The sequence below is a fragment of the Mesorhizobium sp. M6A.T.Ce.TU.002.03.1.1 genome (genome assembly GCF_003997275.1).
Classification (GTDB): domain Bacteria; phylum Pseudomonadota; class Alphaproteobacteria; order Rhizobiales; family Rhizobiaceae; genus Mesorhizobium; species Mesorhizobium mediterraneum.
Map to the genome: position 1 here is coordinate 72,864 of NZ_RZTI01000008.1, position 23,694 is coordinate 96,557.

Here is a 23,694-nt window from a genome sequence, read left to right on the forward strand (position 1 = left end):
TCGTCGGATCGGTGTCGTTGAAGGTCAGCGACAGCCCCGAGCTCGCGCTTTGCGACGACACGACGTCGTCGTCGCCGTCCGTCACCGTCACCGTCGACACCACGTTGATCAGAGTGCCGAGGTCGAGCGAGTTGTCCTCCCCCACGCCTTGCGGCGCGTTCGAGTGCTCAAGGGCAACCAACGACGTCAGCGTCACCGTCGTGCCAGACAGCGTCACCGTGAACGCCGTCGCATCGAGCACGGTGTCGCCGTCGCTGTCGTACTGGCCCGAGATCTGGCTGGCCGAGTCGGCCACCAGCGTGATCGCATGGTTGCCCGCCGTCGTCAGCAGCCCGGTCGCCGGCCCGCCCGCCAGGGCCAGTGCGTAGCTCACATTCGTCGTGAAGCCGTCGACCGCGCTCGCCGTGAAGGTCGGCGGCGTGATCGTCACCTGCCTCTGCCCGCCAGCCCCGCTCGCCTCGACCACCTCGGCGGCGCCAACCGTCGGCGCGGCCGTGATCGAGAGCGTCGGATCGGTGTCGTTGAAGGTCAGCGACAGCCCCGAGCTCGCGCTTTGCGACGACACGACGTCGTCGTCGCCGTCCGTCACCGTCACCGTCGACACCACGTTGATCAGAGTGCCGAGGTCGAGCGAGTTGTCCTCGCCCGCGCCTTGCGGCGCGTTCGAGTGCTCAAGGGCAACCAACGACGTCAGCGTCACCGTCGTGCCAGACAGCGTCACCGTGAACGCCGTCGCATCGAGCACGGTGTCGCCGTCGCTGTCGTACTGGCCCGAGATCTGGCTGGCCGAGTCGGCCACCAGCGTGATCGCATGGTTGCCCACCGTCGTCAGCAGCCCGGTCGCCGTCCCGCCCGCCAAGGCCAGCGCGTAGCTCACATTCGTTGTGAAGCCGTCGACCGCGTTCGCCGTGAAGGTCGGCGGCGTGATCGTCACCTGGCTCTGCCCGCCAGCCCCGCTCGCCTCGACCACCTCGGCGGCGCCAACCGTCGGCGCGGCCGTGATCGAGAGTGTCGGCCCATCATCGTCAAAGTTGATTAAGGAGCCGACCTGTTCGCTGTAGGCGTTGGTGTTCGTCACCGAGAAATGGAACTCGCTGATGTCGAGTCCTTCGTTTGAATCGACCGACGAAACCTGCAGCCGATCCATTGGGCTGCTGGTGGTGACATCGACGATGGTGACGTTATCGAGGTCGGTGATGGTGACGATGCCGGTGCCGAGCCCGCTGACGGTGACGTTGCCGCTCGCCGTGGCATAGATGCCATTGGCGGTGATGGTGGACGCAAACCCTGATTCACCCGTCAACTTGAGGCTGGTGATGTTCACGGAGCTGGTCGTGGTGCCGTCAAAGAAGTCCGTGCCTTGCTCGTTGCCCGCATTGTTGAAGGCGGCGATCCTGACGTCCACCCGATCAGTCGGATTACCAGGCGTGACCTGGTTGATCGTGAACCCGGCCTGCGTGACAGTCTCGAGATGGCTGCTGTATTGGATTTGCGCGGCACTACCTGCGTTCAGGTTACCGCCGGTCACAAAATCGACCTGGAGCGTTTCGTTCGGATTGATGCTCTGGTTGTTGACGCCGAAGCCCTGTGTACTCACATTGGCGGTGCCACCGTTCAAACCTATCACCAGAAGTTGCTTGGAAGCGTCACTGGACGAATTGATCAGGTAGAAATCATTATTGCCGGGCGCGGCGGCCGAGCCTAAGAAACTAGCCACGCTGGTCCCCGTGACCGAAGCGAACACCTTATTGGACAGATCGATGCGGTCGTCCGGGTTGGTCTCGTCCGGATGGAACAACGGCACATACTGGACCGTGTACAGGTTCGCATTGGTGTTGCTGGTGCTGTTCAGCCCAAGCGAGAAGGCGAGCGGACCGGTTGGGTCGGGCGCGACGGTCCCGTCAGAGGTACCGATGACGCCGATCACGACGTTTGCATGAGTTGGGTCTTGGAACAGCCAGACATAATTGCCATCGACCGTCTGAATGTCGCTGTTCACGCCGACGGTGGTGGAAAACGGGGTTCCATTGAGGTTCTGGGAGAGAACGACCGAGGTGATGGTTTCCCCTGCAGTCGCCGAGGCGACCACGAAGTTGGTCTGGAAGGCGACCTCCGGTGAGGTCAGCCCGCCCGCATCGTCGAGACCTAGGAGATATTGCAGCGTGGGGTCGGTGAGGTGCGGCGCAACGGACGGGTTAACATCATCGTCCTGAAGACCGGTGGTCTCGTCGATGATGATGTCTTGAGCTACGATGTCGAGTGCCATGGAGATTCTCCTTGGTTAAAACGCTTCAGGAAAAGGGATCCAGCCCCCAGATGCCAAAAATGCACCCTGCACGAGTGCATCCGGTCGCGTACTGAAATGCAGCCCTCCAACCTGATTGTGCCGCCGATGAAGAGGACGCGTCCATTCGCGGTTCGATAGTGTTATGGTGAATGCCCCTACCTGATCGAACGATATATATCCTTCGATAGATCGAGCCACGACAGGCGCTTGCGGGTGGCAGCGTCGGCATGCGGAGGCGATCGATATGCTGTGGGTTTCCGGCCTGTGGCCGATATCATGTTGACGCAGCGGCCTCGACGCTTGGCCGAAGGTGATGGTCAAAGCCCGCTCTTGTGACCTGTCCCCGGATGATCGGCAGCTTTGTCAAACGTCGCCCAGGCCAATTCAGCCCTGCTGCTGAGGTGGAGCTTTTCGTAGACGTGGTGCAAGTGCATTTTCACCGTGCCCTCGGATACGTGCAGCTGCTCGGCGATGTTCTTGTTGCGGAACCCGCGCACGACGAGGCTGGCGACTTCGGCCTCACGTCCTGTAAGCCTCGGCTCGGGATGATGCTGAGATATCGGCATCAACAGATGCTGGAGGATGTTGTTGTCGACCCATTTTCGACCGGCCGCCACGACATTTACGCATTCGACAAGATAGCTATGGCTGATGCCGTCCAGCAGCAAGCCGTCGGCGTCGAGCTCCTGTATGTCCTTGACGCCGAACCCGCCGTTTGGTTGCAGGATGAAAATTATGCCCAGCGCGCTGTTCATAGTTCTCAGTCGAGAGGAGAGACTGGCCGTCTGCTGACTGGCGATGTCCACGCCTATGACGACAATATCAGGCCGATGGCGCTCCACATGCGGGCCAACGTCAATTATGCGATGGCAGTTTGCCACAACGCTGTGGCCAGCCTTCCGCAGAACCCACTCCAGACCGGCGAGATAGACTCCCCGCGGGTCCGCAACAACCAAGGTTGACATGCGAACACCGTCCCCAAAAAAACGCACGACTTACTTAATTATCAATGAATCAAGGAAAGCAGAGCTACGAGCGTTTGTCAAGAAATCACTAATATACCTGTAGCTATAACAGTAACCCAGGCTAGGGCCATGCCGGGCCCGGCTGCCCTAGCCTGGCACGCATGTGTAGGATCGATACCACGGCTGATGCGGCGGGCTTTAGGCCGATCGGGTGCGCGCCCTCGTCGATCTGCTGGTGTCGGGCGAAAGAGAGCGCGCGCGTAGCGGCTGGTTTCCACGTCAGGCATGCTTGCTCCGGTTGGCCCAACCTGGACGAATGGCGGACTTCCAGCCGTCGCGCCATCTCAAGTTCTGCCCAGGCGACATTCAAGCAAAAACCCGCCCCGGTCTCCGGAGCGGGCCTGTTGCCTGAGGCGGAGCTCAACACGTGTCCGCACAGCAAGGTCGCCTTGAGTTGCTGAAGATCTGGTTAACCGGCCAAGTTTGATTCAAATCCACCTGTGGATATTCGCCTTTGGGTAAATCGAAATGGGCCATCCTTGTCGAACGGCGGGCAAAAGGAGAATCCATGACTAGCGACTTTGCCGCCGCCCACCTCCATCTTGAACGAGCCTGCCACTATTTGCGCGGCGATGACGAGACGAGCAGCACGGCTCGTGCGGCTCTGGATATTCTGATCGATGCAATTGCCGCAGCCCAGTACAAGCGTCCGCCCGCAGACGTGGTGGAATTTCCCAGAACGGCAACGCGGCGATAGTCGGCGAGCGGTCCAGAGAGCCGCACGAAACCAGCCGACCGATCGCCTGCGTCAGCAGGCGATTTCCCTCGGGACCGGAGAGGTCCAGCGTCTGACCCTCTGATTATGCATTTCGAGCTCAAGTCGCACTCTTGCGCCTCTGTTCCTGGGATTGCGGCGGGCGTATTCTTGCTGCCGACCAATGCTCTGAAATTATCTCGGGGAGGAGATTGCGATGGCTCAGGCAACGCGTCACGACGCCTGGCAGGCCGGGGATAGCTACGATCTCTATATGGGGCGATGGAGCCGTCAGATCGCTCCACTGTTCCTGGATTGGCTCGATCCGGCGGAGGGACTGGATTGGCTGGAGGTGGGTTGCGGAACCGGGGCGCTGTCGGCAGCCATCCTGGCGCGCTGCAATCCCAGGAGCCTGGTGTCCATAGACCCATCGGAGGGTTTTCTCGCCAAGGCGCGGGCAAACGTGCCGGACAAACGCGTCGAGTTTCTCGCAGGCGATGCGCAGGCTCTGTCTGTCGAACCCGGCAGCAAGGACATGGTCGTGTCGGCGCTTGTTCTCAACTTCATCCCCGACAAGCAAAAGGCGCTCGCGGAGATGGGGCGGGTGGCCCGCCGCGACGCGACGATTGGGTTCTATGTCTGGGATTATCCCGGCGGCGGCGTGGAATTCATGCGGGCCTTCTGGACCGCTGCGGCGGCGCTTGACCCCGGTGCTGTCGACCTTACCGAGGACAGGCGCTTTCCGTTCTGCACACAAGACGGATTGACCGATCTCGCTAACAAGGCGGGCCTGGTTTCCGTCGACTGTACCCGGCTTGAAATGCCGGCTGTATTCAAGGATTTTGACGACTACTGGCACCCCTTCACCCTCGGTGCGGGACCCGCACCCGGCTATTGCATGAGCCTCGCCCCCGCAGCTCGCCAGAAATTGATGGAGAGGCTCCGTGAGAGTCTGCCGCGCGGCGAGGACGGGTCGATTCCCCTGAAAACGAGAGCCTGGGCGGTCAAGGCCAAGGTTCGCTGATGACAGCGAGCCCACGTCGCGACAGACCGACAGGCCGCCAACTATAGCCTATCCTGCGCAAAGTTCGGGTTGACCGGCTTTGCACGTGAAGCGACTATTCGTCTGGACGGCCGAGGTCGTCATGCCGGCGTCAGGAGGAGATACGATGGACGAGCCCGATCGGTGGCGTCATATGTCGAGCGCGCCAAGGGATGGCAGCCGAATCCTTGTCACGGTTCGGCCGTCCGAACAGGGACCGGCCGAAGTCGACCTGGCTTACTGGTCTCGAGCCGACCAGTTCGGCAGCGAGGGCTGGCGCGCGTCCGACTCGTCTCCAGGACGCGTGGTTGAATACGCCGAACCCGAGCTGAAATGCTGGATGCCGCTGCCGACAGCCAATCTGAGCAAGGGTTCATTGCCGAGCCCCTGGGACGAAGAAGATGTCCCGCTGCTGGATGGATCGGGGATATGAGGTGAGCGGGAAGGGCTAATTTCAACGGGCCGGCGGGACAGCGCCCCCCCTCTGTCCTGCCCTCTTTGCCAACTTGGCATCTCCCCCACGAGGGGGGAGATTGGCAGCTTCGCCGTCGGCTCCCTCAGAACAGGAACGCAGCCGTGGTGGGGTTCGGCCCGGTGCGACCGTCTGATGAGTCCATGCCTCGAATGAGCGCAAGGTCTGCCGCGTCCAGCTCGAAATCGAAGACATCGAAATTGGCGGCGATCCGGTTCTGGTGGACCGACTTTGGAATGACGATCAGCCCTTCCTGAAGGTGCCATCTGATGATCAACTGCGCCACGGACTTGCGATGTTTTCCGGCGACCTTTTCAAGGGTCGGGTCGCTCAACAGCCGGCCGCTGCCCAGCGGACTCCAGCTTTCGATGCGGATGTTGTGCGTGCTATGAAAATCTCTGATGCCGCGCTGTTGAAACCGGGGATGAAGCTCGATCTGGTTGACCGAGGGCGTGACCCCAGTCTCGCCGATGATCCGCTCCAGATGGTCCTGGTTAAAATTCGAAACGCCGATCGACTTGATTCGGCCGGATTGCCTGAGTTCGATCAGGGTCTTCCACGCCTCGACATATTTATCCTGGCTGGGCACTGGCCAGTGGATCAGAAACAGGTCGATCTTTTCGATCCCGAGCTTGCTCATCGTCTCGTCGAAAGCCCGAAGGGCGGCGTCACGCTGATGCGCGCCGTTGCGCAGCTTGGAGGTGATGAACAACTCGCCTCTCGGCACGCCAGCCTTGCGGATCGCCTGCCCGACGCCTTCCTCGTTCCGGTAGCCTTCGGCGGTGTCGATCAACCTGTAGCCGGCCTCGATTCCCCAACTCACCACCTGGCTCGTGATGGCTGGATCGACCTGCCACACGCCAAGGCCGATCTGGGGAATGGCTGAGCCATCGTTCAACGTGATCTGTTCAGGTTTACTCAGGGTAATCTGTTCAGGCATGCTCAGGTCCTTCTGCATCCTTTCGCCCCAGCGCAGTGCTTATCTAGGCTCGGTGCCCGCCAAGGCCAGTCGACAGGCGGAGAAAGTAGAAGTGCGCCGTGACACGGTCCTGGAGATCAATAAATTGGAACGGGAGATGGCACGCCAATCCGGATCAATCTTGAAAAATCCGGCGAAAGGCCTGACTCCCGCGCACGGCCGTCAATGTGGGCCAACTCCCTCAAAGCCGACATCGGCAAGCGGCTATCGAGCGCACCCCGTGCATACGCATATTCGGGAAGATAGCCATTAACGATCAGGCGCCAGTCAAGCGGGACCACGTCACCGACGGCTCGCATCATCTTGACGATCGTGGTCGTGCAGTTCGTCGTGATGGAATTATAGAACTCCGGCGTCGTGGAAAGTGCATTTGCGTCCAGGACGTATTCCAGCAAGAGCGCCCGGGCCGCGTCCGGTGACACTTTTAGCCGATAGATTTGGACGTCCTCTCCACGAACGTTTGACCTGACGCCGACGACGTCTCGCTCGTCAGCCGCAATAATGACCAGGGGATTGCTCTTGAACAGGTCTGCCATGGGTGAAAACTTGCCGCCTGCACGGCGCCGCACCTCAATCGACCAGGCAAGGTAGTCACCTCCTGCAAAGCCGAAGCTTATGATGACATGGGCGATTTTGGTCCCGGACCAATAAGACATGAAGAGGTCGACCGTCTGAACGTTGGAGAGGTCGTAGGTCCGCGTTGTCCAGCGTTCGGTGAAATCAGTGTCGCTACGCCATTCGAAGTCGCGCACGTCCGTCAGCGTCAACAGATTCCCGTCGCGGGTGCCGGTCACCTGACGGGCGACATCGGGCGCCCAGTCCGCATGATCGAAAGGTCTGATGGTGCTCCACCAAACCAGAACCACAGCAAGCGCAGCCACAAACAGGACAAGCGCCCTGATGCGAAATCGGCTGAAGAGCGCAATGACGGTGGCGAGGCCGAACAAGATGAAAAGGACGCCGGCCATAGTCCGTCCAGGCTCAGCCACGGGCAGGCGATACCACATGGCAAGTCCGGCCCAGCCAGTCAGGATTGCGACGGCTAGCGAAAGGATGATGGCAAGCGAGGTCCGAGCGATGCGACGCATTTATTCCCCCCTCTGGCGGGCTGCCCTCCGGCGGCCTGTCATTGCCTGGATGCCATTTCTCACGGGACGTTCGAAGGCAACTCTACTTGTCCATATTGGAGCACCAATCGGTCTGATACTACTGTTGTCGCGGATTTCGCAGGCTTGGAGTGAACACAAGGTGCCCCACGCGAAACGAGCGCGTTCGGCATCGGCCGTTCGATCAAATGATGACCTAGTTGAGTGCGTCCGCCGCCTGGCTACGTCACCGAGCGATCACGGGTTCCATCCGCCGCTGCCGTATTGACGGGTAATGATCTCGAGAAGGTGACCGTTCGGGTCCTCGAAATAAACACCGCGGCCGCCGTCGTGGTGATTGATCTGGCCCAGCTGCGCCCGGCCAGGGTCAGCCCAGTAGGGGAGCGCCCGTTCACGAATCCTACCGAATATCGCGTCGAATTCGGCTTCGCTGACCAGGAACGCATAATGCTGCGGCGTGATTTCGCCAGCTGTATCCATGTAGTCGAGGTTGGCACCGTTTTCGGTCGTGACCATCTGGAAAGGTCCCCAGCGCCTCGGGGCTGGAAGGCCGAGCATTTCCGCCAGGAATTTTACCGACGCCTCGCTGTCGCGGGCCGACAGTATCGTGTGGTTGAAATCGATAGCCATGCCATCACTCCCTTTGATCTCTCCTCGCGCGTCGTTGTTCCACGACTGAAGCGACGCTGCACGAGATGGGGTCGAACGCCATGATGCTCAAGCTGGCGTGGCAACATGCCCGATGACCTGCACGGGGTCAGCTTCATGAATACGGGCGATGATCATTTCGCCGCTATCCGGCACCTCGCCGGTCAAGCCGGTGATGTTGACCTGATGCGTGACAAGAACGGCTGGTCCACCGAAACGCTGCCCGCGGAGCCAGGCCGAAAGGGCAGCGGTGTGCTCCTTTGCGACCGCACTGTCGCCGAAGAACGAATTGAGCAACTCAAGAGGCACAACTTTGCCCAAACCGAGCAGGCGAGCAGTGTCGAGGCAACGACACCACTGGCTCGAATAGACGGCTGCCGACGAGATACCATTTGCACGGAACAGATCGCCGATCGCGCGGGACTGCGCACGACCTTCTGCCGACAGATTCCGCTGTGTGCTGCAATCACCGAGCCTGAAGCCAGGGGGATCGCCGGAGCCCGGGGCGGCAGCATGGCGCAACAAGGCGATAGCTTTTCCGGATCGCAGGGCTGCCCAAAGTGGCTCGGAGGCTTGTGCCTTGCCGAAGGCCGCCGCTCCGAGCGACAGGACCAGAAATCGCCGACGTCCAATTCGCATCTTGCTTCTCACCTTATCCGATAGGGCTGTCGAATGAGAAGACTTTTCGCTGGAAGCCTGTCATTCGATGGATGTCGGCCGAACCGGAACAATGATATTCTGCGGGAGCATTCGGAGAGGCGACTGCATTGACCGAGAGCTTGGAAGCCGAAGGGGCGAGAGGTTGGTCGAATCTGCTGCTCGCGGCAGAACGGGGCGATGCGCAGGCTGTTCGAGCGGAGTTGGCGGCCGGCGCCAATATCAACGAGGCGGACGGCGGCGGCTGGTCAGCACTTCATCTCGCAGCCCTCAACGCCCGCACCGCGGCGGTCGAGGCGTTGATCGAACACCCAGCTGTCGATGTGAACTCCAGAAACACATGGAAGAGCACGCCTTTGAGCCTCGCTTCGGCCAAGGGCCACTACGCATCCATTCTAGCTCTCGTGAAACATCCCGAAATAGAGATCAATGCAAGAGCCGAATACTACGGCAGGACGGCCCTTATCGAAGCAGCAAAGAACGGGCATCTGGATGTCGTTAAGCTGCTTGTCGAGAATGGCGCCGACGTGAATCTGAGTGATAAGACCGGAAGAAACAACGCGCTTATCGAGGCTATCAAGGGACGGCACTACGACGTCGCGGGATACCTGCTTGATTCTCGGAAAATGAACTTTCTCAACAAGGATATGAGACTGAACGCCCTGATCTGGGCTGGAAGCTGCCATAACCCTCAACTCATCGAAAAGCTGGAAACCTCGATTCATACTTTCTTCGAAGGTAAGTGAAGGTTTCGCACCGCTTCCGCCGCAGTGACCCTGTCCGTGGTCTTGCGCTAGCCGAGTCCTCGATCGCCGCAGGTCGCCTGTGGAGTCCTCTTCCAAAATCATTCAACCAAATGGTTGACTGTCTGAAAGCGCGCGTCTATATTCAACTACATGGTTGAATTAGAGACACCCCAGATGGACTCGGTCTTTCACGCGCTTGGCGACGCCACCCGCCGGCACATGCTTCGCGATCTCGCCGGCGGCGAGCGAACGGTGAGCCAGTTGGCGCAACCCTTCGCCATGTCGCTTGCCGCCGCCTCCAAGCACATCAAGGCGTTGGAGAACGCAGGGCTTATCCGCCGAGAGGTGAGGGGCCGGACGCATGTCTGCCGGCTCGAACCCGGACCGCTGGCCAGCGCCCATCAGTGGCTAGGCTTCTACGAGCGCTTCTGGACCAGCCGTCTCGACGTTCTCGAACGCCTCCTTCGCGAGGAGGACGCACGCAAAGCCCAGGATCGTTCCAAGAAATCGCCCAACTCAAAAGAAGGAGACGACCAGTGAACCAGATGAAAAGCATCGAAGCCTATGGCGAGCTGACCGAGCCCGCCACGTTCACCATTCAACGCCTTTTGCCCGGTCCCATCGAGCGCGTCTGGGCTTATCTCACCGAGAGTGACTTGCGTCGGCAGTGGATGGCTGCGGGCCAGATGGAAATGAAGGCCGGCACGTCGTTCGAGCTCGTCTGGCGTAACGACGAGCTGACCGATCCGCCTGGCCAGCGCCCCGCAGGTTTTCCCGAAGAGCATCGGATGGAGGGCCGCATTACCGAACTCGATGCGCCGCGCAAGCTCGCGATCACCTGGGGAAACACCGGCGGGGTTTCCTTCTTGCTGGAGCCGGAGGGCAATGATGTGCTGCTCACCGTCATCCATCGCCGGCTGCCGGAACGCGCAACCCAGCTCAACGTCACCGCCGGCTGGCACATGCACCTCGACATGCTGGCCGCCCGCCTCGCGGGCAAGACGCCGACCTCGTTTTGGGATGGCTGGAGCCGCCTGCGCGAAGAATACGACCGCCGCCTGCCGGCCTGACACGATCGCGTCGGCCAGCCCTGAAGTCACCGCCGAGCCTCTACCGGCATCCGCCCCTGGAAAGCTCGCACACCAGCAACGAACCGACGATGAGACGTGCTTGCATTTCGCAAGCCCGATGGAGGAAGTCATGCGCAAATTGATCACCGGAATGAAGATTTCCCTCGACGGCAAGATGGAGGGACCCGAGGGATACGCGGATTGGGTCGACGCATGGTCGGAGGAATACGGCCTGATGCCGCAAATCGACGCCTGCCTGCTCGGTAGCGCCATGTATGCCGGCTACGAGCGCTATTGGACCGCGATACAGAACGAGCCGGACACGCCGCTGCCGATGACCGGCAAATTGCCGACGCCGGCCGAGCTCGAATGGGCCCGCTTTGCCGAACGGACCCCGCATTATGTGCTGTCGAACACGATGACTTCGGCGCTTTGGCCGAAGACGCGCTTCGTGCGCACCTTCGACGACATCGCTGCCCTCAAGCAGCAGCCCGGCAAGGACATCTATCTCATGGGCGGCGCCCAAATTGCGGCGAGCCTCATTGATGCCGGGCTGGTGGATGAGCTCCGGCTGATCGTCTATCCGCTGCTCGTCGGCGACGGGAAGGCGCTGTTTGCGACGACGCAAAATCGTCGTGGGCTCGAATTGCGGAAGGTCGGGCAGCTTTCGGATGGGCGCGTGAGCCTGGTCTATGGAATTGGCTAACTCAGCCGGTCTTCGCAGACTTCGCAGCGCCGAGGCGCAGGCCGTCCATCAGGAGCGAAACCTGCCGTTGAAACTGAACGACCGCAAAGGCTCGGGGCGAGCTTCGCGCCGGCAAAGGTCCGGTCGTGACACAATCCGGACCATCGCGGAGCTTTGCCACATTGGATCATCCTGAGTGTTGGCCTTTCCTGCGCGGGCCTGTACTATGAACGGTGAATGCAGGGGAGGAGCTGGAGCGTGCGACCGGATCGGACTCTCCGCCGTTGGGGGATGTGGGCCTTCATCGCCGTCATGATGCTTTCGCCGCATGCGGCGTCGGCCGACACCATTACGCCAGACCGGATCGCGGCAGCCCTGTCGAAGCTCGAGGCGCTTGCCGAAGGCGTCGTCGCGGATGGTGGGGTGCCTGGTCTCGCCATCGGGGTCGTCCACGGCGACAAGGTGGTCTTCCTCAAGGGGTTCGGGCATCGCGAGGCCGGCAAGCCGGAGGCCGTCGACGCCGACACGGTGTTCCAGATCGCCTCCCTCTCCAAGCCGGTCTCCGCAACGATAGTGGCGGCGCTGGTCAGCGGGGAAATCGTTTCCTGGGATGCGAAGATCGCCGATCTCGATCCGGCCTTCCGGCTCGCCGAGCCCTATCCGACCAGTGAGCTCACGGTCCGCGACCTGTTCGCCCACCGCAGCGGACTTCCCGGCACCGCCGGCGACGACCTCGAGGACATTGGCTACGACCGCGCGGAGATCCTGCGTCGTCTGCGGTTCGTGTCACCATCGTCGAGCTTTCGTGCCGGCTACTCCTACAGCAATTTCGGACTGACCGAGGGTGCCGTCGCGGCCGCGAAGCCAACGGGCAAGCCTTGGGAGGAGATCGCCGAGGAGAAGCTCTACCGACCGCTTGGAATGGCCTCGACCAGCTCCCGTCATGCGGACTTCATCAAGCACGCCAATCGCGCCGCGCTCCACGTCAAGATCGACGGCGTCTGGACCGCGAAGGTAAAGCGCGACCCGGATGCGCAGGCGCCCGCAGGCGGCGTCAGCTCCACGGCACGCGATCTCTCGCAATGGGTGCGCCTCGTGCTCGGCAATGGGGTCTATGCCGGTGAGACACTCATTAAAGCCGACGCGCTGGACCAGACGCATGTTCCCCTGATGGCCCGCGGCAAGAACCCCGTCTCAGGCGGCACGTCCTTCTACGGCCTCGGCTGGAATGTCGAATTCGGCCGGCATGGCCTGAGCTGGGGCCATGCCGGCGCCTTCAGCGTCGGCGCCCGCACCCTGGTGACACTTTTTCCGGAGGAGAAGCTTGGCATCGTCATCGTCGCCAATGCCTTTTCGACAGGCGTGCCGGAAGGGCTGTCCGACAGCTTCGCCGATCTCGCCTTTGACGGAACGGTCGAGAAGGATTGGGTCAAGGCATGGGATGACACCTATGCGAGCCTGTTCGGCCCGGCGGTCGCGAGGGCCAAGGCCACCTATGCCGCGCCACCGTCTCCGGCAAGGCCAGCCGGACCGGCCAGCGCCTATGCAGGCCGTTATTCCAACGACTTCATCGGCGATGCGGTCGTGTCGAGTGCGGGAGACGCTCTTGTGCTCAAGGTCGGGCCAGCCGGCGCCCGGTCCTATTCATTGAAGCATTTCGACGGCGACCTCTTCCTGACCTTCCCGGACGCCGAGACGCCGGACAGGCCCGCCGGCGTAGGCTTTGTCGTCGGCCCCGACGGCAAGGCGTCGGCCATGACCATAGAGTTTCTCGACGACAATCATCTCGGCACACTGCGGCGCGTGGGAGATTAGGGTCAAAACCCGATCAATCTGAACGACCGAGTTCGATCCCATCTCGGCCGTTCATGTCAGGAAGTGACGGCTCTGAAAGCTGACCTTGCAGGTGGCCGTCGTCATGGATCATATCTGTCGCAGAAGTCGGGTGCAGAACTGTCGTTTTAATCGGGAGTTTCGCGACAAAGCACTCGCCCGCAATCAGCCCATAGCGGACAAGCTATGCCAGCATCGAAAGGTCAGTTGGCTCTGGTTCTGCACCCGCTGCTGTTAACATCGCGTGGACCTGACCCCGGTGTTGGGTCTGATGGTTGAAGAGTTCAACAACACAGAGAGCCTTGGCTTCTCGATCCGCGTTGAACCTCCCCCAGGATACCAAACAACCATCCCGTTGAGGTCCGCGTCGAGCAATCGTGCTGCCCACTCTTCGATTTCCTCGTTCCGTTGCAAACGAAGCGTCTGGAAGTCATCCCAATCCGATGGGCTTGTGAGGGAGTGCTTGATGATTTCCTCTGGGCGCTCGTTCCCCTTTATTCGCTGTAGAATCAGGGCATCAGCCCAATAAAGATGGTTCAACGTAGCTGCGATCGATTGGAAGAACGCACCTCGATCCTTCCAGCGATCCACATTCGTGAGCCCATCAGCGGCGGTTACCAAAGAGGTATTCTGCCAAGTGTTGTAACGGGCCATAAGTCGGCAGTATCCGGATGAGATCATTTTCTCGGGCTCCAATGGTTATCGATGTTCGGTGGAGAATGACCGCTGGTCTCAACTCAGGACGCCGGGCCGAACTGGAGCAATTTGAAGCAATCGCCGCTTCCCGATTTCAACTGCGTCAGGAAGGGTTTCGACCGGTCGATCCACTCCTGGTGCGACTTGGCATCGGCTTCGATCTCGTTGACCGGTCCAAGGTTGACGAAGTTCCGCCCCTCGCTGAAAAGCCAGCACGCACGGCCGAGAAGTCTCCTGCTGCGCTGGCGCAAGAGGTCGGCATCATAAAAGATGTCGAGCACCTCCTGCTTGATCTTTGCCTCCTTTCCAGGATTTGCGATCGCAACCGCGATTGAGTCTCCGCCGATCGCATCCTGCAGGTCCTTGTAGTCGAGGGCGAGCTGCGTGGTGGCATATTTGATCTCGCTCTCATCCCGGACGATGTTGAACCACAGCGAGGGATCAAGTTCGTTGACGACGAACGATGCTTCGAAATCGCGCGACAAATTCAGGATCTCGAACGCTTGAACCTCAACGTCGCGCTCAACCAAAAAGATACTGGCGACCTGCTTGCCGAGTTCCGCCCCGTGTGCGCTGATCGCGGTGTTCGTTCCACCGAGTTCCGGGCTGACGTAGGGCCCGCCATCGTCCAGCAGCGCATCGAATTCGCCGAGGTATTCGACCACGGCGGCGCCGCGAGCAATGCGCGCGGCCAGTTTGGCGAGAACCAGCTGGAGTTCCGTTTCGCGTTTGCGCTGGTCCTGATAATTCTGCTGAAAAAAGAAGATGAACAGGGAAACGCCAATGCCGATCAGGATGACGCCGAGCTGGGAAAAGATGTTGCGATAATATTCCAGCAGCTTTTCACGATGGCGTATGTCGTGGCGCACATTGTGCGCCACACGAACATTCACGATCAGCGAAAGGATCAGGAGCCCGGCTCCGACCAGGATGAGGCCGCCGATGAGGAAATAGCCTTGGCCTGAGTTGAAATCCATCCCTTTGCCGCGTCCCTGAAGCCCCAGACCGCGCAGACTAATACCATTCGGCCTCAACACCTACATGTTCATAGGGGCGTCAACATCCGGAAAATGACCCCAAAACGACCTTCAGCTCCGTTGCGCTCAACGTCAGCAATCGGTGAAAGGGGAACGTTGCACGACAAATAAACGGCAGATCAGGCAACCACGGACAAGATGGAAGGTCAGCCCGCAATCGCGCTGAGGGCGTCCTCAATACGCCCGCGTGAAGCCGCCATCGTGTAGGATGTTCAAACCTGTCATGTGATCAGTGAGGGGCGACAATAGGCCCTCGACGACGACGGCAACTTCAGACGGCGTCCCATACTTTTTGAGTGGGATATTGTCGGTCTCGACCGCAATCCTTTGTTCAAAGGTCACGCCGGCATCTAGCGCACGCCTGCCAATCGCATCCCGATACCAGGGCGACAGCGTGCCGCCGAGTGAAAGAGTGTTCACATGAATACCTCTTTCGCCCAGCGCAAAGGCAAGCGTCTTCGCTTCTCCAAGCCAAGCGGTGCGGATGACGTTGGCGGTTGCATAGTGGCTAAGAACCTGAGCCGAAGAAATGCCGGAAATGATCACGACCTTGCAGCGACGGCTTGCTTCGGGGGCCGGTTCCATCCGAGCGATAGCCGACTTCAACAGGGACAACGGCCCAATGAAGCTTGTCTGAAACAGTGTTCGCCAGACCTCTGGCTCGGGCATAGGGTCAGCGGACGAATGCGGTTGGGGCGGCATAAGAACCACCCCATCAAGCTTCAGGGCGGAGGTGGCGAGGTGTCGATCGAACTCGACCAATGCGGCATCGGATGCCATATCAACCGGTATGGCCTCATGCGAACCGTCGGCTGGTGCAGGCAGGCTCGAAACCAGCGACTCAAGTCGCACCTGATTACGGGCCGCTAGCATCAGCCGAGTGCCACTGGCCGCAAGGCGCTCGCAGATTGCTTGCCCGATCCCACCTGTTGCCCCAGTCACAAGTATGGTCGACATCACACCACCCCGCCAGTTTCGAGCACTATACCTTTGCAGTCTGGGAAAGCCATTGGCACTGCCGCAGGAAGGTCTTGCGAGTGACGCGGCGGATCGCGACACCCGCGACGCTGACTGCCAACGTCGGGCAATGGCGCTCGGCGCTCTTTCCGATTGACCTATTAATCGGCGCGGGAAGTCAGCTGGAAGGCGGATCTCAGTCTCTTAGACCGAAACGCCAAGAGGCATCGAATAACGGCAGCAGCCGCATTCAGGCGAGCTTGAGGATGTCATCTCGGCGCGGCAAGCGCGCGGCTCTCATGCACGACTGTCAGCCGGTCATCGATCATCTTCGCACGATCAACGATCAGCACCGTTTAGGCCTCATGGACCTGCGATCCATGCCGCAGTCATTTTCTTCCTGCTCTCCCGCGATCTGGATCATGGCCGGTGCATGCACCGGCCATTGTCGATTTACCCGTCGGGACCTGTGTTTACCTGCCCTCGGCCGTTGCGTCGGTGCTGCTACGCTGGGCGTTGGCGCCGTCGCTCTGTTGCTCGGCCCACCCACCCGGACCGGTCGGAAAGCTCGGCTCTCCTTCCGCCTCTAGGCTCTCGTGGAACTCAGTGGCAGGTCTTCCTGGGTATTCGCGGCCGCTCGAGAGGTGCCCTTGATGACCGGGATGGAGCGATGCGTCATCGTTGCGGGCATGGTCCGGCGGTTCGGCATAGGCTGCCGTGGCAAACAGCGATCCGGCGCCAATGAAGAATGCAAATGCGAGAACGTGCTTCATTGTGCTGTCCTCCAGTATTTGGAACCAAGATGTAGGTAGAGCCCATCCAGGCTGCGTGAAGGGCAGCTTGGAATGAAATTGATCAAGGGGCAGCACCTGCACATCCCCGGCTGTACGGTATGGCTTGCCCTTTTTCGGCAATATCGACGATCCGAGCCTCGACCCGATAATGCCTTCGGCGAACCGCATCGGCCGTCCGCGCAAGGCGACAGGCTGGCGTTTCGATTAGGCCCCTTAGGCGTCGCTTTCGAACACCAGCCTCTCGCGCGCCGCCCGAGTACCATGTTTCATCTTGAACGACAGCTTTGTGACCGAAGCGGCCGAGTATCAGATGGAAATATTCGACCATGTGCGGGGGTGGTCAGTGCTAAAAGGTGGGTCAGTGCTAAAAGACGACGAGCGGGTTTGCGGGCGAACTGTCGTCCCATGTATTCAATTGTAACGAAAAATTTCCAGCGCTGGCATTGGCGCTTTGTTGGATGCGTATGGCTGCTGCCGTCCGCCGGTTTTCTACGCTTGATGAGGCTAGGGAAGCAAAATGAGCGATGTGGACGAACACCTCGATCTGACGGAGATCAACGCCGTCCGCAGGTTGTTGACGTCAAAGCCGCGACCGATGAGCTGGGACGAACGCCGGGCACGGCTCGACGAGGTTGGTTCGGTGTGGCCGATTGCGGACGACATCCGATGCGAGGATGCGGTTTTCGATGGCCTCGAGGGAGAGTGGTCCCTAGCGCCTGAGAGCGACAGGGATAAGGTTCTGCTCTTTTTCCACGGTGGTGGCTACTGCTCAGGCTCGCTCAAAAGTCACCGTCGAATGGTGACCGAGGCAGGTCGAGCAATGGGAATGCGCACCCTCGCGATCGATTATCGGCGCGCACCGGAACATCCTTTCCCAGCGCAACATGAAGATGCACTCACCGCATGGCGCTTTCTGAGCCGGCAAGGGATCGCGCCGGATCGCATCGTGATCGGCGGAGACAGTGCGGGCGGCAACCTCACCCTGTGCTTGGCCGGTATATTGCGCGCGGCAGGGGAGCGGCTGCCGCGATGTCTTTGGCTGGTTTCGCCCTGGACGGACCTTTCGATGTCCGGCGCGACACTATCAACTAAGGACGCGATCGACCCTATCATCCACCGGGCGTATTTGGAGGAACTGGCAACCGCCTATGTTCCCTATGGCGTTGGTCGGCGCGATCCCCTGATCTCGCCGTTGTTCGCCGATCTGAGCGGATTTCCACCAATGCTGATACAAGTCGGTTCGGCCGAGACGCTGTTGTCGGACGCAACTCGGCTCGCGGAAGCCACTGGCGCGGCTGACGTCAAAGCACGTCTCGAAATTTGGCCGCATATGATTCACGCTTGGCCGGTTTGGAATGCGGGGTTGAGTGCCGGTAGGCGCGCTCTTCAGAGCGCGGGCATGTTTGTCCGCGAGTATTTATAGTCCTTGGGTGAGGCAGCTGCCGGCGCAAAGCGGACTTCGTCCCAGCGCCGCGCTTTCGGCGGCCCAGCCTTCACCCGCTATCCTTCGCCGACCTGCCCGCCCCAAACCTCAGCCCATCCATCAGCAGCGATACCAGCCGACGCGAGCGGTCGCGCCAGTCGTCGGTGTCGGGCGCCGAATAGATGCCGCCCAGCGCGTGCAGCACGTCGGAAGCGTCGACGTCGCCGCGGATCGAGCCGTCGGCCACCGCCGCTTCGATCAGCTGGCGCAAGGCGAGTGACACCCGGCCGGACATGTCCGAGAACAGGGTTGAATTGGTGTTGAGCAGGATGCGCAGGCTGGTCGCCAGGCCGCGCTTGGTGGCGATGTAGTCGACGAAGCGCTGCATCCATTGTTCCAGCGCGATATCAGGCGGATGGTGAAGGGCAAGCTCGTCGGCGGCGTGGCACAGGCTTTCCACCTCGCGCCGGTAGACCACCTCGACCAGGTGCTCGCGCGTCGGAAAATGCCGGTAGAGCGTGCCGATGCCGACGCCGGCCTGGCGCGCGATCTCTTCCAGCGAGGCATCGACGCCATGTGCGGCAAAGGCTACCACTGCGACCTCGACCAGCGCGTCGCGGTTGCGCTGCGCATCGGCGCGCAACGGTTTTGTCGCTGTCGCGTCGGGCTTTTCTTTGGCGGTTGCGGGCGGCTTCGAAGCCAATTTTTTCTCCACTGCAAATACGGGGCTTGAACCCGACGGGTTCAGCCCCCACGTAATAAACGGAGGCGCCTCCGTTTTAGTGGAGCACCTTTATCATATAATCAGGGGAACGCGTATGTCACGTGTTGAAAGCCTGCAAGCCGGCGAGAGCGTGATCTCCCCCCTTGAGGGGGAGATGTCGCCGAAGGCGACAGAGGGGGTCGGTTCGACCGGGCGCGGCCTCCTCCCTTCTCACGTTGGAGGTTGGCGCATTACGCGAGACGACCCCCTCTGGCCTGCCGGCCATCTCCCCCTCAAGGGGGGAGATTAGCCCTCACCACCGCCTCGCCGTCCCTTGGTGCCCTTGCCGCACCGCGTCAAGCAACTGGAGCCAGACGCCCCATGACAAGCAAAACCCGAATTCCCATCCAACTTCAAATCAACGGACATCGCCATGAACTGGAGGTCGAGCCGCGCGTCACGCTGCTCGACGCCTTGCGCGATCATCTCGGCTTGACCGGGACCAAAAAAGGCTGCGACCAGGGCCAGTGCGGCGCCTGCACCGTGCATATCGACGGCCAGCGCGTGCTGGCCTGCCTGACGCTTGCCGCCCAGGCCCAGGGCAGGGCGGTCACATCAATCGAAGGGCTTGCTGACGGCGACGGCACGCTGCACGCGGTCCAGGCCGCCTTCCTCGAACAGGACGCCTTCCAGTGCGGCTACTGCACGCCGGGACAGATCATGTCGGCGGTCGCCTGCATCCGCGAAGGCCATGCCGGCTCGGATGACGAGATCCGCGAATACATGGCCGGCAATCTCTGTCGCTGCGGCGCCTATCCGCACATCGTCGCCGCCGTGCGCCAGGCGGCACTGGAGGTTGCGTCATCCATGGAGACCGCGTCATGAGGGATTTTTCGTATCTGCGCGCCAATTCCGTCGATGCGGCATGCCAGGCGGCGGCGCTGCCCGGCGCCATGCTGCTCGCCGGCGGCACCACCCTCATCGATCTCGCCAAATGCGGCGTCACCGAACCCGAAACCGTGGTCGACATCAGCCATCTCAAGGGACTGGATACGATCACGGTCGATGACCGGGGCGTCACCATCGGCGCGCTGGCCAGGATGAGCAGCGTCGCCGACCATGCCGAGATAAAAAGCCGGTTCCCCGCCGTCTCGGAAGCGCTGTGGCAGGCGGCCTCGGCGCAGCTCCGCAATATGGCAACCATCGGCGGCAATCTGATGCAGCGCACGCGTTGCCCGTATTTCCGCGATCCGGCGAATTTTCCCGCCTGCAACAAGCGCACGCCCGGCAGCGGCTGCTCGGCGATCGGCGGCGTCACCCGCGGCCATGCCGTGCTCGGCACCAGCGAGGCCTGCATCGCCACCTATCCGGGCGATCTGGCGACGGCGCTGGTCGCCTTCGACGCAACAGTCCATCTCGGCGACCGCCAGGTCGCGGCCGACGACTTTTTTCTCCTGCCGGGCGCTACGCCCCACAGAGAGCATGCGATCGAGCCAGGCGAGGTGATCACCGCGATCAGCATTCCTGCTTCCGCCGCTGCGGGACGTTCGACCTATCTGAAAGTCCGCGACCGGCAATCTTATGAGTTTGCCGCCGCAAGTGCCGCCGTCGGCATCGAGTTCGAGGCTGACGGAAGGACGATCCGTGACCTGCGTGTGGCGCTTGGCGGTGTCGCCACCAAGCCGTGGCGGGCACGCGCCGTGGAAGAGGCGCTGAAAGGCAAGTTGCTGGAGGCTGATATCGTCAAGCAAGCCAGCCTGCTCGCCATCGAGGGCGCCGTCGACCACGGCGCCAACCATTACAAGATCGAACTGGCGCCGCGCGTCGTCGCCCGCGCCATCCTTAAAGTTGGAGAAACGGCATGACCGTTCACGAGATCAGAACCCGACAAAGTGAATCGAAGAGGGGCGACGCATCGGACGGCGCCATCTTTGCAGAGGCAGTGGGCGGGCGGCTGTCGCGCGTCGATGGCCCGGCCAAGATCACCGGTGCCGCAAAATACGCGGTCGAGCAGCAGCTCGAAGGGCTCAGCCACGCCGTTCTCGTCGAGAGCACGATTGCGGCCGGCAAGGTGCGGTCGATCGACACCGCCGCCGCTGAAAGCGCACCCGGCGTGCTTCTGGTGCTGACGCCGGACAATGTGTTGCGCCTCAACACCGCGACGGACTGGCTGGGCACGCCGCCGCCGGATGTTCCCTATTGCCCGCTGGCGCGCGACATCACCTTCAGCGGCCAGCATGTCGCGGCGGTGGTTGCCGAGAGTTTCGAGCAGGCGGTCGCGGCCGCGGCGCTGGTCAAGGTCAGCTATGACGAGACGCCGGCCATCGTTGATCTCGACGATCCAAAGGCCGGCGACGGCATTCCGGTCGACACGATGACCAAGGAATGGGGCGATGCACGAGCGGCTTTCACCGCCGCCCCGGTGCGCATCTGCGCCGCCTACAACACGCCGCGCGAATACCAGGCGCCGATGGAGCCGCATGGCCTGATCGCGCATTGGCAAGGCGACCGGCTGACGGTGTGGGAGCCCAGCCAATGGCTCGACGGCATGGCGCGGACCTATGCCGAATGGTTCGGCGTGCCGTTCGAGAATGTGCGCCTGGTCTCGCCCTATATCGGCGGTGGCTTCGGCTCCAAGGCGTTCGCCTACGGCTACGGCGCGGTGGCGGCGATGGCCGCGAAAATGCTGGGACGGCCGGTGAAGCTCGCGGTCACCAGGCCGCAGACCTTCACCGCCTATGGCGGACGGGCGGCAACGCGCCAGACGGTGGCGCTCGGTGCCGACGCAGAGGGACGGATCCAGTCGATCGTGCATCGCGGCGTCAACGAGACGTCGGTCGACGGCATGTGGGTCGAGCCGCTCGGCTCGGTCACTTCGATCATGTATGCGACGCCGAATTTCTCGTCGCGGCAGAATGTCGTGCGGGTGAACACCGTGGTGCCGGGTGCGTTGCGTGCGCCGGGCGAGAACCCGAGCGCCTTCGGCATCGAAAGCGCGATCGACGAGCTCGCCTATGAGGTCGGCATCGATCCGCTGGAAATCCGGCTCAGGAACTATGCCGAGCAGGATCCGGAGGTGAAGAAGCCGTGGTCGACGCGGCAGTTGCGGGAGGCCTTCGCGGTTGGCGCGGCAGCCTTCGGCTGGTCGAAGCGTCCACGCGAGCCGCGCTCGATGCGCGACGGCAATCAGCTGATCGGCTGGGGCGTTGCCGCCGGCACCTATCCGGTGCGGCGCGCCTATGGCGAGGCGATGGTGCGCATCCTCACCGACGGCTCGGTCGAGGTCGAAAGCTCGAGCATCGACATGGGGCAGGGCACCTATACGATCCTGGCGCAGACTGCCGCCGAAGTGGTGGGCGTGCCGGCTGAGAACGTCGTGGTGAAGCTGGGTGACTCCCGCTACGCCCGCGCCGGCGTCACCGGCGGGTCGCGGCTTGCCGGCGTGATGACCGGCGCCGTGCACAAGGCGGCGACTGCCGCGCTCGATGAGCTGGTCGGGCTGGCGATCAGCGATCCCAATTCGCCGTTCCATGCGCTGCAGGCCAACACGCTGGTCGTCAGTGAGGGCCGCATAAGGTCACCGCGCGGCGACGGTCCGGATGTCTCGATCGCCGAGCTGCTCGGCAGCGTCGGACGCGAGCAGATCGAGGCGATGGGCGATACCACGCCGGCCACTTGGACGGCGGAGGATCGCTACAAGAACAATACGACCATAACGATGGCGCTGCCGCATACCGAGGGCGACTATTCCCGCCACAGCTGGTGCGCGCATTTCATCGAGGTGCGCGTCGACGAGGACTTTGGCACGGTCCGCGTGTCGCGTGTGGTGTCGGCGCTGGATTCAGGCCGGCTCTACAATCCCAAGCTCGCCGAAAGCCAATGGAAGGGCGGCATCATCATGGGCATCGGCCAGGCGTTGCTGGAAGAAGGCATCGTGGACCGCCGCCATGGCCGCATCGTCAACAACAATCTGGCCGACTATCTCATCGCGACCAATGCCGACATCCCCGACATCGAGGTGATCTCGGTCGGCATCCCCGACCTGCATTCCTCGCTGCTCGGTGGCAAGGGCGTTGGCGAACTGGGCATCGTCGGCGTTGCGCCTGCGATCGCCAACGCGGTGTTCCACGCCACCGGCAAACGGGTGCGGGATCTGCCGATCACGCTGGAGAAGCTGATTTAGCGGAGGCCGTGAAGTTGTCGATCTCCCCGTCGTGGGGAGATTGGCAGCTTCAACTACGGCGCCCTGTCCAGACTCACCACGACAGTGTGAAGGCAAGCTTGCCGAAATGCCTGCCGCCGGCCGCCATGTGTGCGTAGGCTTCGGCTGCCTGGTCCTGGCTGTACACCCTGTCGATGACCGGCTCGATACGGGCAGCGGCGATGGCGCGGGCGGCGTCGCGCAGGTCGGATACCGAACCGGTATTGTTGCCCACCACCTTGAGCGCCTTGACGATGATCGGCAGCAGGTTTGCGGTGGCCTCGGTGCCGGTGACGAAGCCGATGGTGAACACCGTGCCGCCCGAAGCGGCGGCGTTGATCGAGCGGGCGAAGGTGGCCGATCCGCCGGTCTCGACGATCAGGTCGGCGCCGATGCCGTCGGTCAATTCGAGCACTTTGGCGTCCCAGTCCGGCGTCGTGCGGTAGTTGATCAGATGATCGGCGCCGAGTGCCTTGGCGCGCTCCAGCTTGTCGTCCGACGACGAGGTGATGACGACGGTGGCGCCGGCCGCCTTGGCAAGCTGCAGGGTCAGGATCGAGACACCGCCAGTGCCGAGCAGGACGACGACCGACCCCGGCCCGACATCGGCGGCGCGGATCGCGTTCCACGCGGTGGTCC

The 23,694-nt window shown here is 61.7% G+C and carries 24 protein-coding genes and 1 pseudogene; 12 read left to right on the plus strand and 13 right to left on the minus strand.

Going from position 1 to position 23,694, the window contains the following annotated elements:
• Together EOC93_RS04495 and EOC93_RS04500 are read right to left on the minus strand one after the other, a co-directional pair.
• A partial coding sequence (locus tag EOC93_RS04495) for a DUF5801 repeats-in-toxin domain-containing protein (RefSeq protein ID WP_245461358.1) occupies positions 1–2,266 on the minus strand: 2,266 nt, incomplete at its 3' end.
• A 338-nt stretch (positions 2,267–2,604) separates the two neighbouring features.
• Positions 2,605–3,252 (minus strand): response regulator transcription factor, encoded by a 648-nt coding sequence (locus EOC93_RS04500; protein WP_127203969.1) that lies wholly within the window; start codon positions 3,250–3,252, stop codon positions 2,605–2,607.
• Between the two features lie 514 nt (positions 3,253–3,766).
• On the opposite strand from EOC93_RS04500, the gene EOC93_RS04505 reads away from it, so the two are divergent.
• The 3 genes from EOC93_RS04505 (at position 3,767) to EOC93_RS04515 (ending at position 5,481) form a co-directional block, all read left to right on the plus strand.
• Positions 3,767–4,009, plus strand: coding sequence for a hypothetical protein (locus tag EOC93_RS04505; RefSeq protein ID WP_337126391.1), 243 nt, complete (start codon positions 3,767–3,769; stop codon positions 4,007–4,009).
• 214 nt (positions 4,010–4,223) lie between these two features.
• Positions 4,224–5,030: a class I SAM-dependent methyltransferase gene (locus EOC93_RS04510; RefSeq protein ID WP_127203970.1), complete on the plus strand. Its 807-nt coding sequence runs from the start codon at positions 4,224–4,226 to the stop codon at positions 5,028–5,030.
• Positions 5,031–5,175: 145 nt separating this feature from the next.
• The gene (locus EOC93_RS04515) at positions 5,176–5,481 is read left to right on the plus strand and encodes a hypothetical protein (RefSeq protein ID WP_023799134.1); all 306 of its coding nucleotides are present in this window, start codon (positions 5,176–5,178) and stop codon (positions 5,479–5,481) included.
• Between the two features lie 124 nt (positions 5,482–5,605).
• Here EOC93_RS04515 and EOC93_RS04520 read toward each other — a convergent pair whose 3' ends face one another.
• The 4 genes from EOC93_RS04520 to EOC93_RS04535 form a co-directional block, all read right to left on the minus strand.
• Positions 5,606–6,460, minus strand: a complete 855-nt coding sequence (locus EOC93_RS04520; protein WP_127203971.1) for an aldo/keto reductase — start codon at positions 6,458–6,460, stop codon at positions 5,606–5,608.
• Positions 6,461–6,576: 116 nt separating this feature from the next.
• Entirely contained in the window at positions 6,577–7,587 is a 1,011-nt protein-coding gene (locus EOC93_RS04525) for a DUF4105 domain-containing protein (RefSeq protein ID WP_126105601.1), read from the minus strand.
• 255 nt (positions 7,588–7,842) lie between these two features.
• Positions 7,843–8,235, minus strand: coding sequence for a VOC family protein (locus tag EOC93_RS04530; protein ID WP_127203972.1), 393 nt, complete (start codon positions 8,233–8,235; stop codon positions 7,843–7,845).
• A gap of 87 nt (positions 8,236–8,322) precedes the next feature.
• Positions 8,323–8,892: a histidine phosphatase family protein gene (locus EOC93_RS04535; protein ID WP_127203973.1), complete on the minus strand. Its 570-nt coding sequence runs from the start codon at positions 8,890–8,892 to the stop codon at positions 8,323–8,325.
• A 128-nt stretch (positions 8,893–9,020) separates the two neighbouring features.
• On the opposite strand from EOC93_RS04535, the gene EOC93_RS04540 reads away from it, so the two are divergent.
• From EOC93_RS04540 to EOC93_RS04560, 5 genes are all read left to right on the plus strand, one after another.
• Complete coding sequence (locus EOC93_RS04540; protein WP_127203974.1) at positions 9,021–9,656, plus strand: ankyrin repeat domain-containing protein; 636 nt, start codon at positions 9,021–9,023, stop codon at positions 9,654–9,656.
• Positions 9,657–9,806: 150 nt separating this feature from the next.
• Positions 9,807–10,196, plus strand: coding sequence for a metalloregulator ArsR/SmtB family transcription factor (locus EOC93_RS04545; protein ID WP_127203975.1), 390 nt, complete (start codon positions 9,807–9,809; stop codon positions 10,194–10,196).
• A 5-nt stretch (positions 10,197–10,201) separates the two neighbouring features.
• Positions 10,202–10,726 carry an SRPBCC family protein gene (locus EOC93_RS04550; protein WP_095489352.1) on the plus strand — a complete coding sequence of 175 codons (525 nt, stop codon included), beginning with the start codon at positions 10,202–10,204 and terminating at the stop codon, positions 10,724–10,726.
• 130 nt (positions 10,727–10,856) lie between these two features.
• Complete coding sequence (locus EOC93_RS04555) at positions 10,857–11,432, plus strand: dihydrofolate reductase family protein (protein ID WP_127203976.1); 576 nt, start codon at positions 10,857–10,859, stop codon at positions 11,430–11,432.
• Between the two features lie 270 nt (positions 11,433–11,702).
• Entirely contained in the window at positions 11,703–13,226 is a 1,524-nt protein-coding gene (locus EOC93_RS04560; RefSeq protein ID WP_245461360.1) for a serine hydrolase, read from the plus strand.
• A gap of 202 nt (positions 13,227–13,428) precedes the next feature.
• Here EOC93_RS04560 and EOC93_RS35290 read toward each other — a convergent pair whose 3' ends face one another.
• From EOC93_RS35290 to EOC93_RS33970, 5 genes and pseudogenes are all read right to left on the minus strand, one after another.
• Positions 13,429–13,632 (minus strand): DinB family protein, encoded by a 204-nt coding sequence (locus EOC93_RS35290; RefSeq protein WP_281033110.1) that lies wholly within the window; start codon positions 13,630–13,632, stop codon positions 13,429–13,431.
• A 38-nt stretch (positions 13,633–13,670) separates the two neighbouring features.
• A pseudogene (locus EOC93_RS35295) lies at positions 13,671–13,925 on the minus strand (DinB family protein); the annotation flags it as partial.
• A gap of 56 nt (positions 13,926–13,981) precedes the next feature.
• Positions 13,982–14,917 (minus strand): hypothetical protein, encoded by a 936-nt coding sequence (locus EOC93_RS04570; RefSeq protein ID WP_127203978.1) that lies wholly within the window; start codon positions 14,915–14,917, stop codon positions 13,982–13,984.
• 234 nt (positions 14,918–15,151) lie between these two features.
• The gene (locus EOC93_RS04575; RefSeq protein ID WP_127203979.1) at positions 15,152–15,934 is read right to left on the minus strand and encodes an SDR family oxidoreductase; all 783 of its coding nucleotides are present in this window, start codon (positions 15,932–15,934) and stop codon (positions 15,152–15,154) included.
• Between the two features lie 473 nt (positions 15,935–16,407).
• Positions 16,408–16,707, minus strand: coding sequence for a hypothetical protein (locus EOC93_RS33970; protein ID WP_164759036.1), 300 nt, complete (start codon positions 16,705–16,707; stop codon positions 16,408–16,410).
• A gap of 538 nt (positions 16,708–17,245) precedes the next feature.
• Between EOC93_RS33970 and EOC93_RS04585 the strand changes: the two genes are divergently transcribed.
• Positions 17,246–18,151 (plus strand): alpha/beta hydrolase, encoded by a 906-nt coding sequence (locus EOC93_RS04585; protein ID WP_127203981.1) that lies wholly within the window; start codon positions 17,246–17,248, stop codon positions 18,149–18,151.
• Between the two features lie 70 nt (positions 18,152–18,221).
• Here the strand turns inward: EOC93_RS04585 and EOC93_RS04590 are convergent, their stop codons facing one another.
• Complete coding sequence (locus tag EOC93_RS04590; RefSeq protein ID WP_127203982.1) at positions 18,222–18,854, minus strand: TetR/AcrR family transcriptional regulator; 633 nt, start codon at positions 18,852–18,854, stop codon at positions 18,222–18,224.
• 381 nt (positions 18,855–19,235) lie between these two features.
• Here EOC93_RS04590 and EOC93_RS04595 point away from each other — a divergent pair, with 381 nt between their 5' ends.
• Genes EOC93_RS04595 through EOC93_RS04605 form a run of 3 tightly spaced genes read left to right on the plus strand, consistent with a single transcriptional unit; the run spans position 19,236 to position 23,037 of the window.
• Positions 19,236–19,739 (plus strand): (2Fe-2S)-binding protein, encoded by a 504-nt coding sequence (locus EOC93_RS04595; protein WP_095489343.1) that lies wholly within the window; start codon positions 19,236–19,238, stop codon positions 19,737–19,739.
• Positions 19,736–20,719: a xanthine dehydrogenase family protein subunit M gene (locus tag EOC93_RS04600; RefSeq protein ID WP_095489344.1), complete on the plus strand. Its 984-nt coding sequence runs from the start codon at positions 19,736–19,738 to the stop codon at positions 20,717–20,719. Before EOC93_RS04595 ends, EOC93_RS04600 begins: the two co-directional genes overlap by 4 nt.
• Entirely contained in the window at positions 20,716–23,037 is a 2,322-nt protein-coding gene (locus EOC93_RS04605; protein WP_127203983.1) for a xanthine dehydrogenase family protein molybdopterin-binding subunit, read from the plus strand. The genes EOC93_RS04600 and EOC93_RS04605 overlap by 4 nt, the downstream gene beginning before the upstream one ends.
• Before the next feature lie 73 nt (positions 23,038–23,110).
• Here EOC93_RS04605 and EOC93_RS04610 read toward each other — a convergent pair.
• A partial coding sequence (locus tag EOC93_RS04610; RefSeq protein WP_164759039.1) for a zinc-binding dehydrogenase occupies positions 23,111–23,694 on the minus strand: 584 nt, incomplete at its 5' end.

Bases quoted from the DNA above. Each gene is read 5' to 3' on its own strand.
- EOC93_RS04500 (WP_127203969.1), bottom strand. From the start codon at position 3,252: ATGTCAACCTTGGTTGTTGCGGACCCGCGGGGAGTCTATCTCGCCGGT.
- EOC93_RS04510 (WP_127203970.1), top strand. From the start codon at position 4,224: ATGGCTCAGGCAACGCGTCACGACGCCTGGCAGGCCGGGGATAGCTAC.
- EOC93_RS04515 (WP_023799134.1), top strand. From the start codon at position 5,176: ATGGACGAGCCCGATCGGTGGCGTCATATGTCGAGCGCGCCAAGGGAT.
- EOC93_RS04520 (WP_127203971.1), bottom strand. From the start codon at position 6,460: ATGCCTGAACAGATTACCCTGAGTAAACCTGAACAGATCACGTTGAAC.
- EOC93_RS04525 (WP_126105601.1), bottom strand. From the start codon at position 7,587: ATGCGTCGCATCGCTCGGACCTCGCTTGCCATCATCCTTTCGCTAGCC.
- EOC93_RS04530 (WP_127203972.1), bottom strand. From the start codon at position 8,235: ATGGCTATCGATTTCAACCACACGATACTGTCGGCCCGCGACAGCGAG.
- EOC93_RS04535 (WP_127203973.1), bottom strand. From the start codon at position 8,892: ATGCGAATTGGACGTCGGCGATTTCTGGTCCTGTCGCTCGGAGCGGCG.
- EOC93_RS04545 (WP_127203975.1), top strand. From the start codon at position 9,807: ATGGTTGAATTAGAGACACCCCAGATGGACTCGGTCTTTCACGCGCTT.
- EOC93_RS04550 (WP_095489352.1), top strand. From the start codon at position 10,202: ATGAAAAGCATCGAAGCCTATGGCGAGCTGACCGAGCCCGCCACGTTC.
- EOC93_RS04555 (WP_127203976.1), top strand. From the start codon at position 10,857: ATGCGCAAATTGATCACCGGAATGAAGATTTCCCTCGACGGCAAGATG.
- EOC93_RS04560 (WP_245461360.1), top strand. From the start codon at position 11,703: ATGTGGGCCTTCATCGCCGTCATGATGCTTTCGCCGCATGCGGCGTCG.
- EOC93_RS04570 (WP_127203978.1), bottom strand. From the start codon at position 14,917: ATGGATTTCAACTCAGGCCAAGGCTATTTCCTCATCGGCGGCCTCATC.
- EOC93_RS04575 (WP_127203979.1), bottom strand. From the start codon at position 15,934: ATGTCGACCATACTTGTGACTGGGGCAACAGGTGGGATCGGGCAAGCA.
- EOC93_RS33970 (WP_164759036.1), bottom strand. From the start codon at position 16,707: ATGAAGCACGTTCTCGCATTTGCATTCTTCATTGGCGCCGGATCGCTG.
- EOC93_RS04585 (WP_127203981.1), top strand. From the start codon at position 17,246: ATGAGCGATGTGGACGAACACCTCGATCTGACGGAGATCAACGCCGTC.
- EOC93_RS04595 (WP_095489343.1), top strand. From the start codon at position 19,236: ATGACAAGCAAAACCCGAATTCCCATCCAACTTCAAATCAACGGACAT.
- EOC93_RS04600 (WP_095489344.1), top strand. From the start codon at position 19,736: ATGAGGGATTTTTCGTATCTGCGCGCCAATTCCGTCGATGCGGCATGC.
- EOC93_RS04605 (WP_127203983.1), top strand. From the start codon at position 20,716: ATGACCGTTCACGAGATCAGAACCCGACAAAGTGAATCGAAGAGGGGC.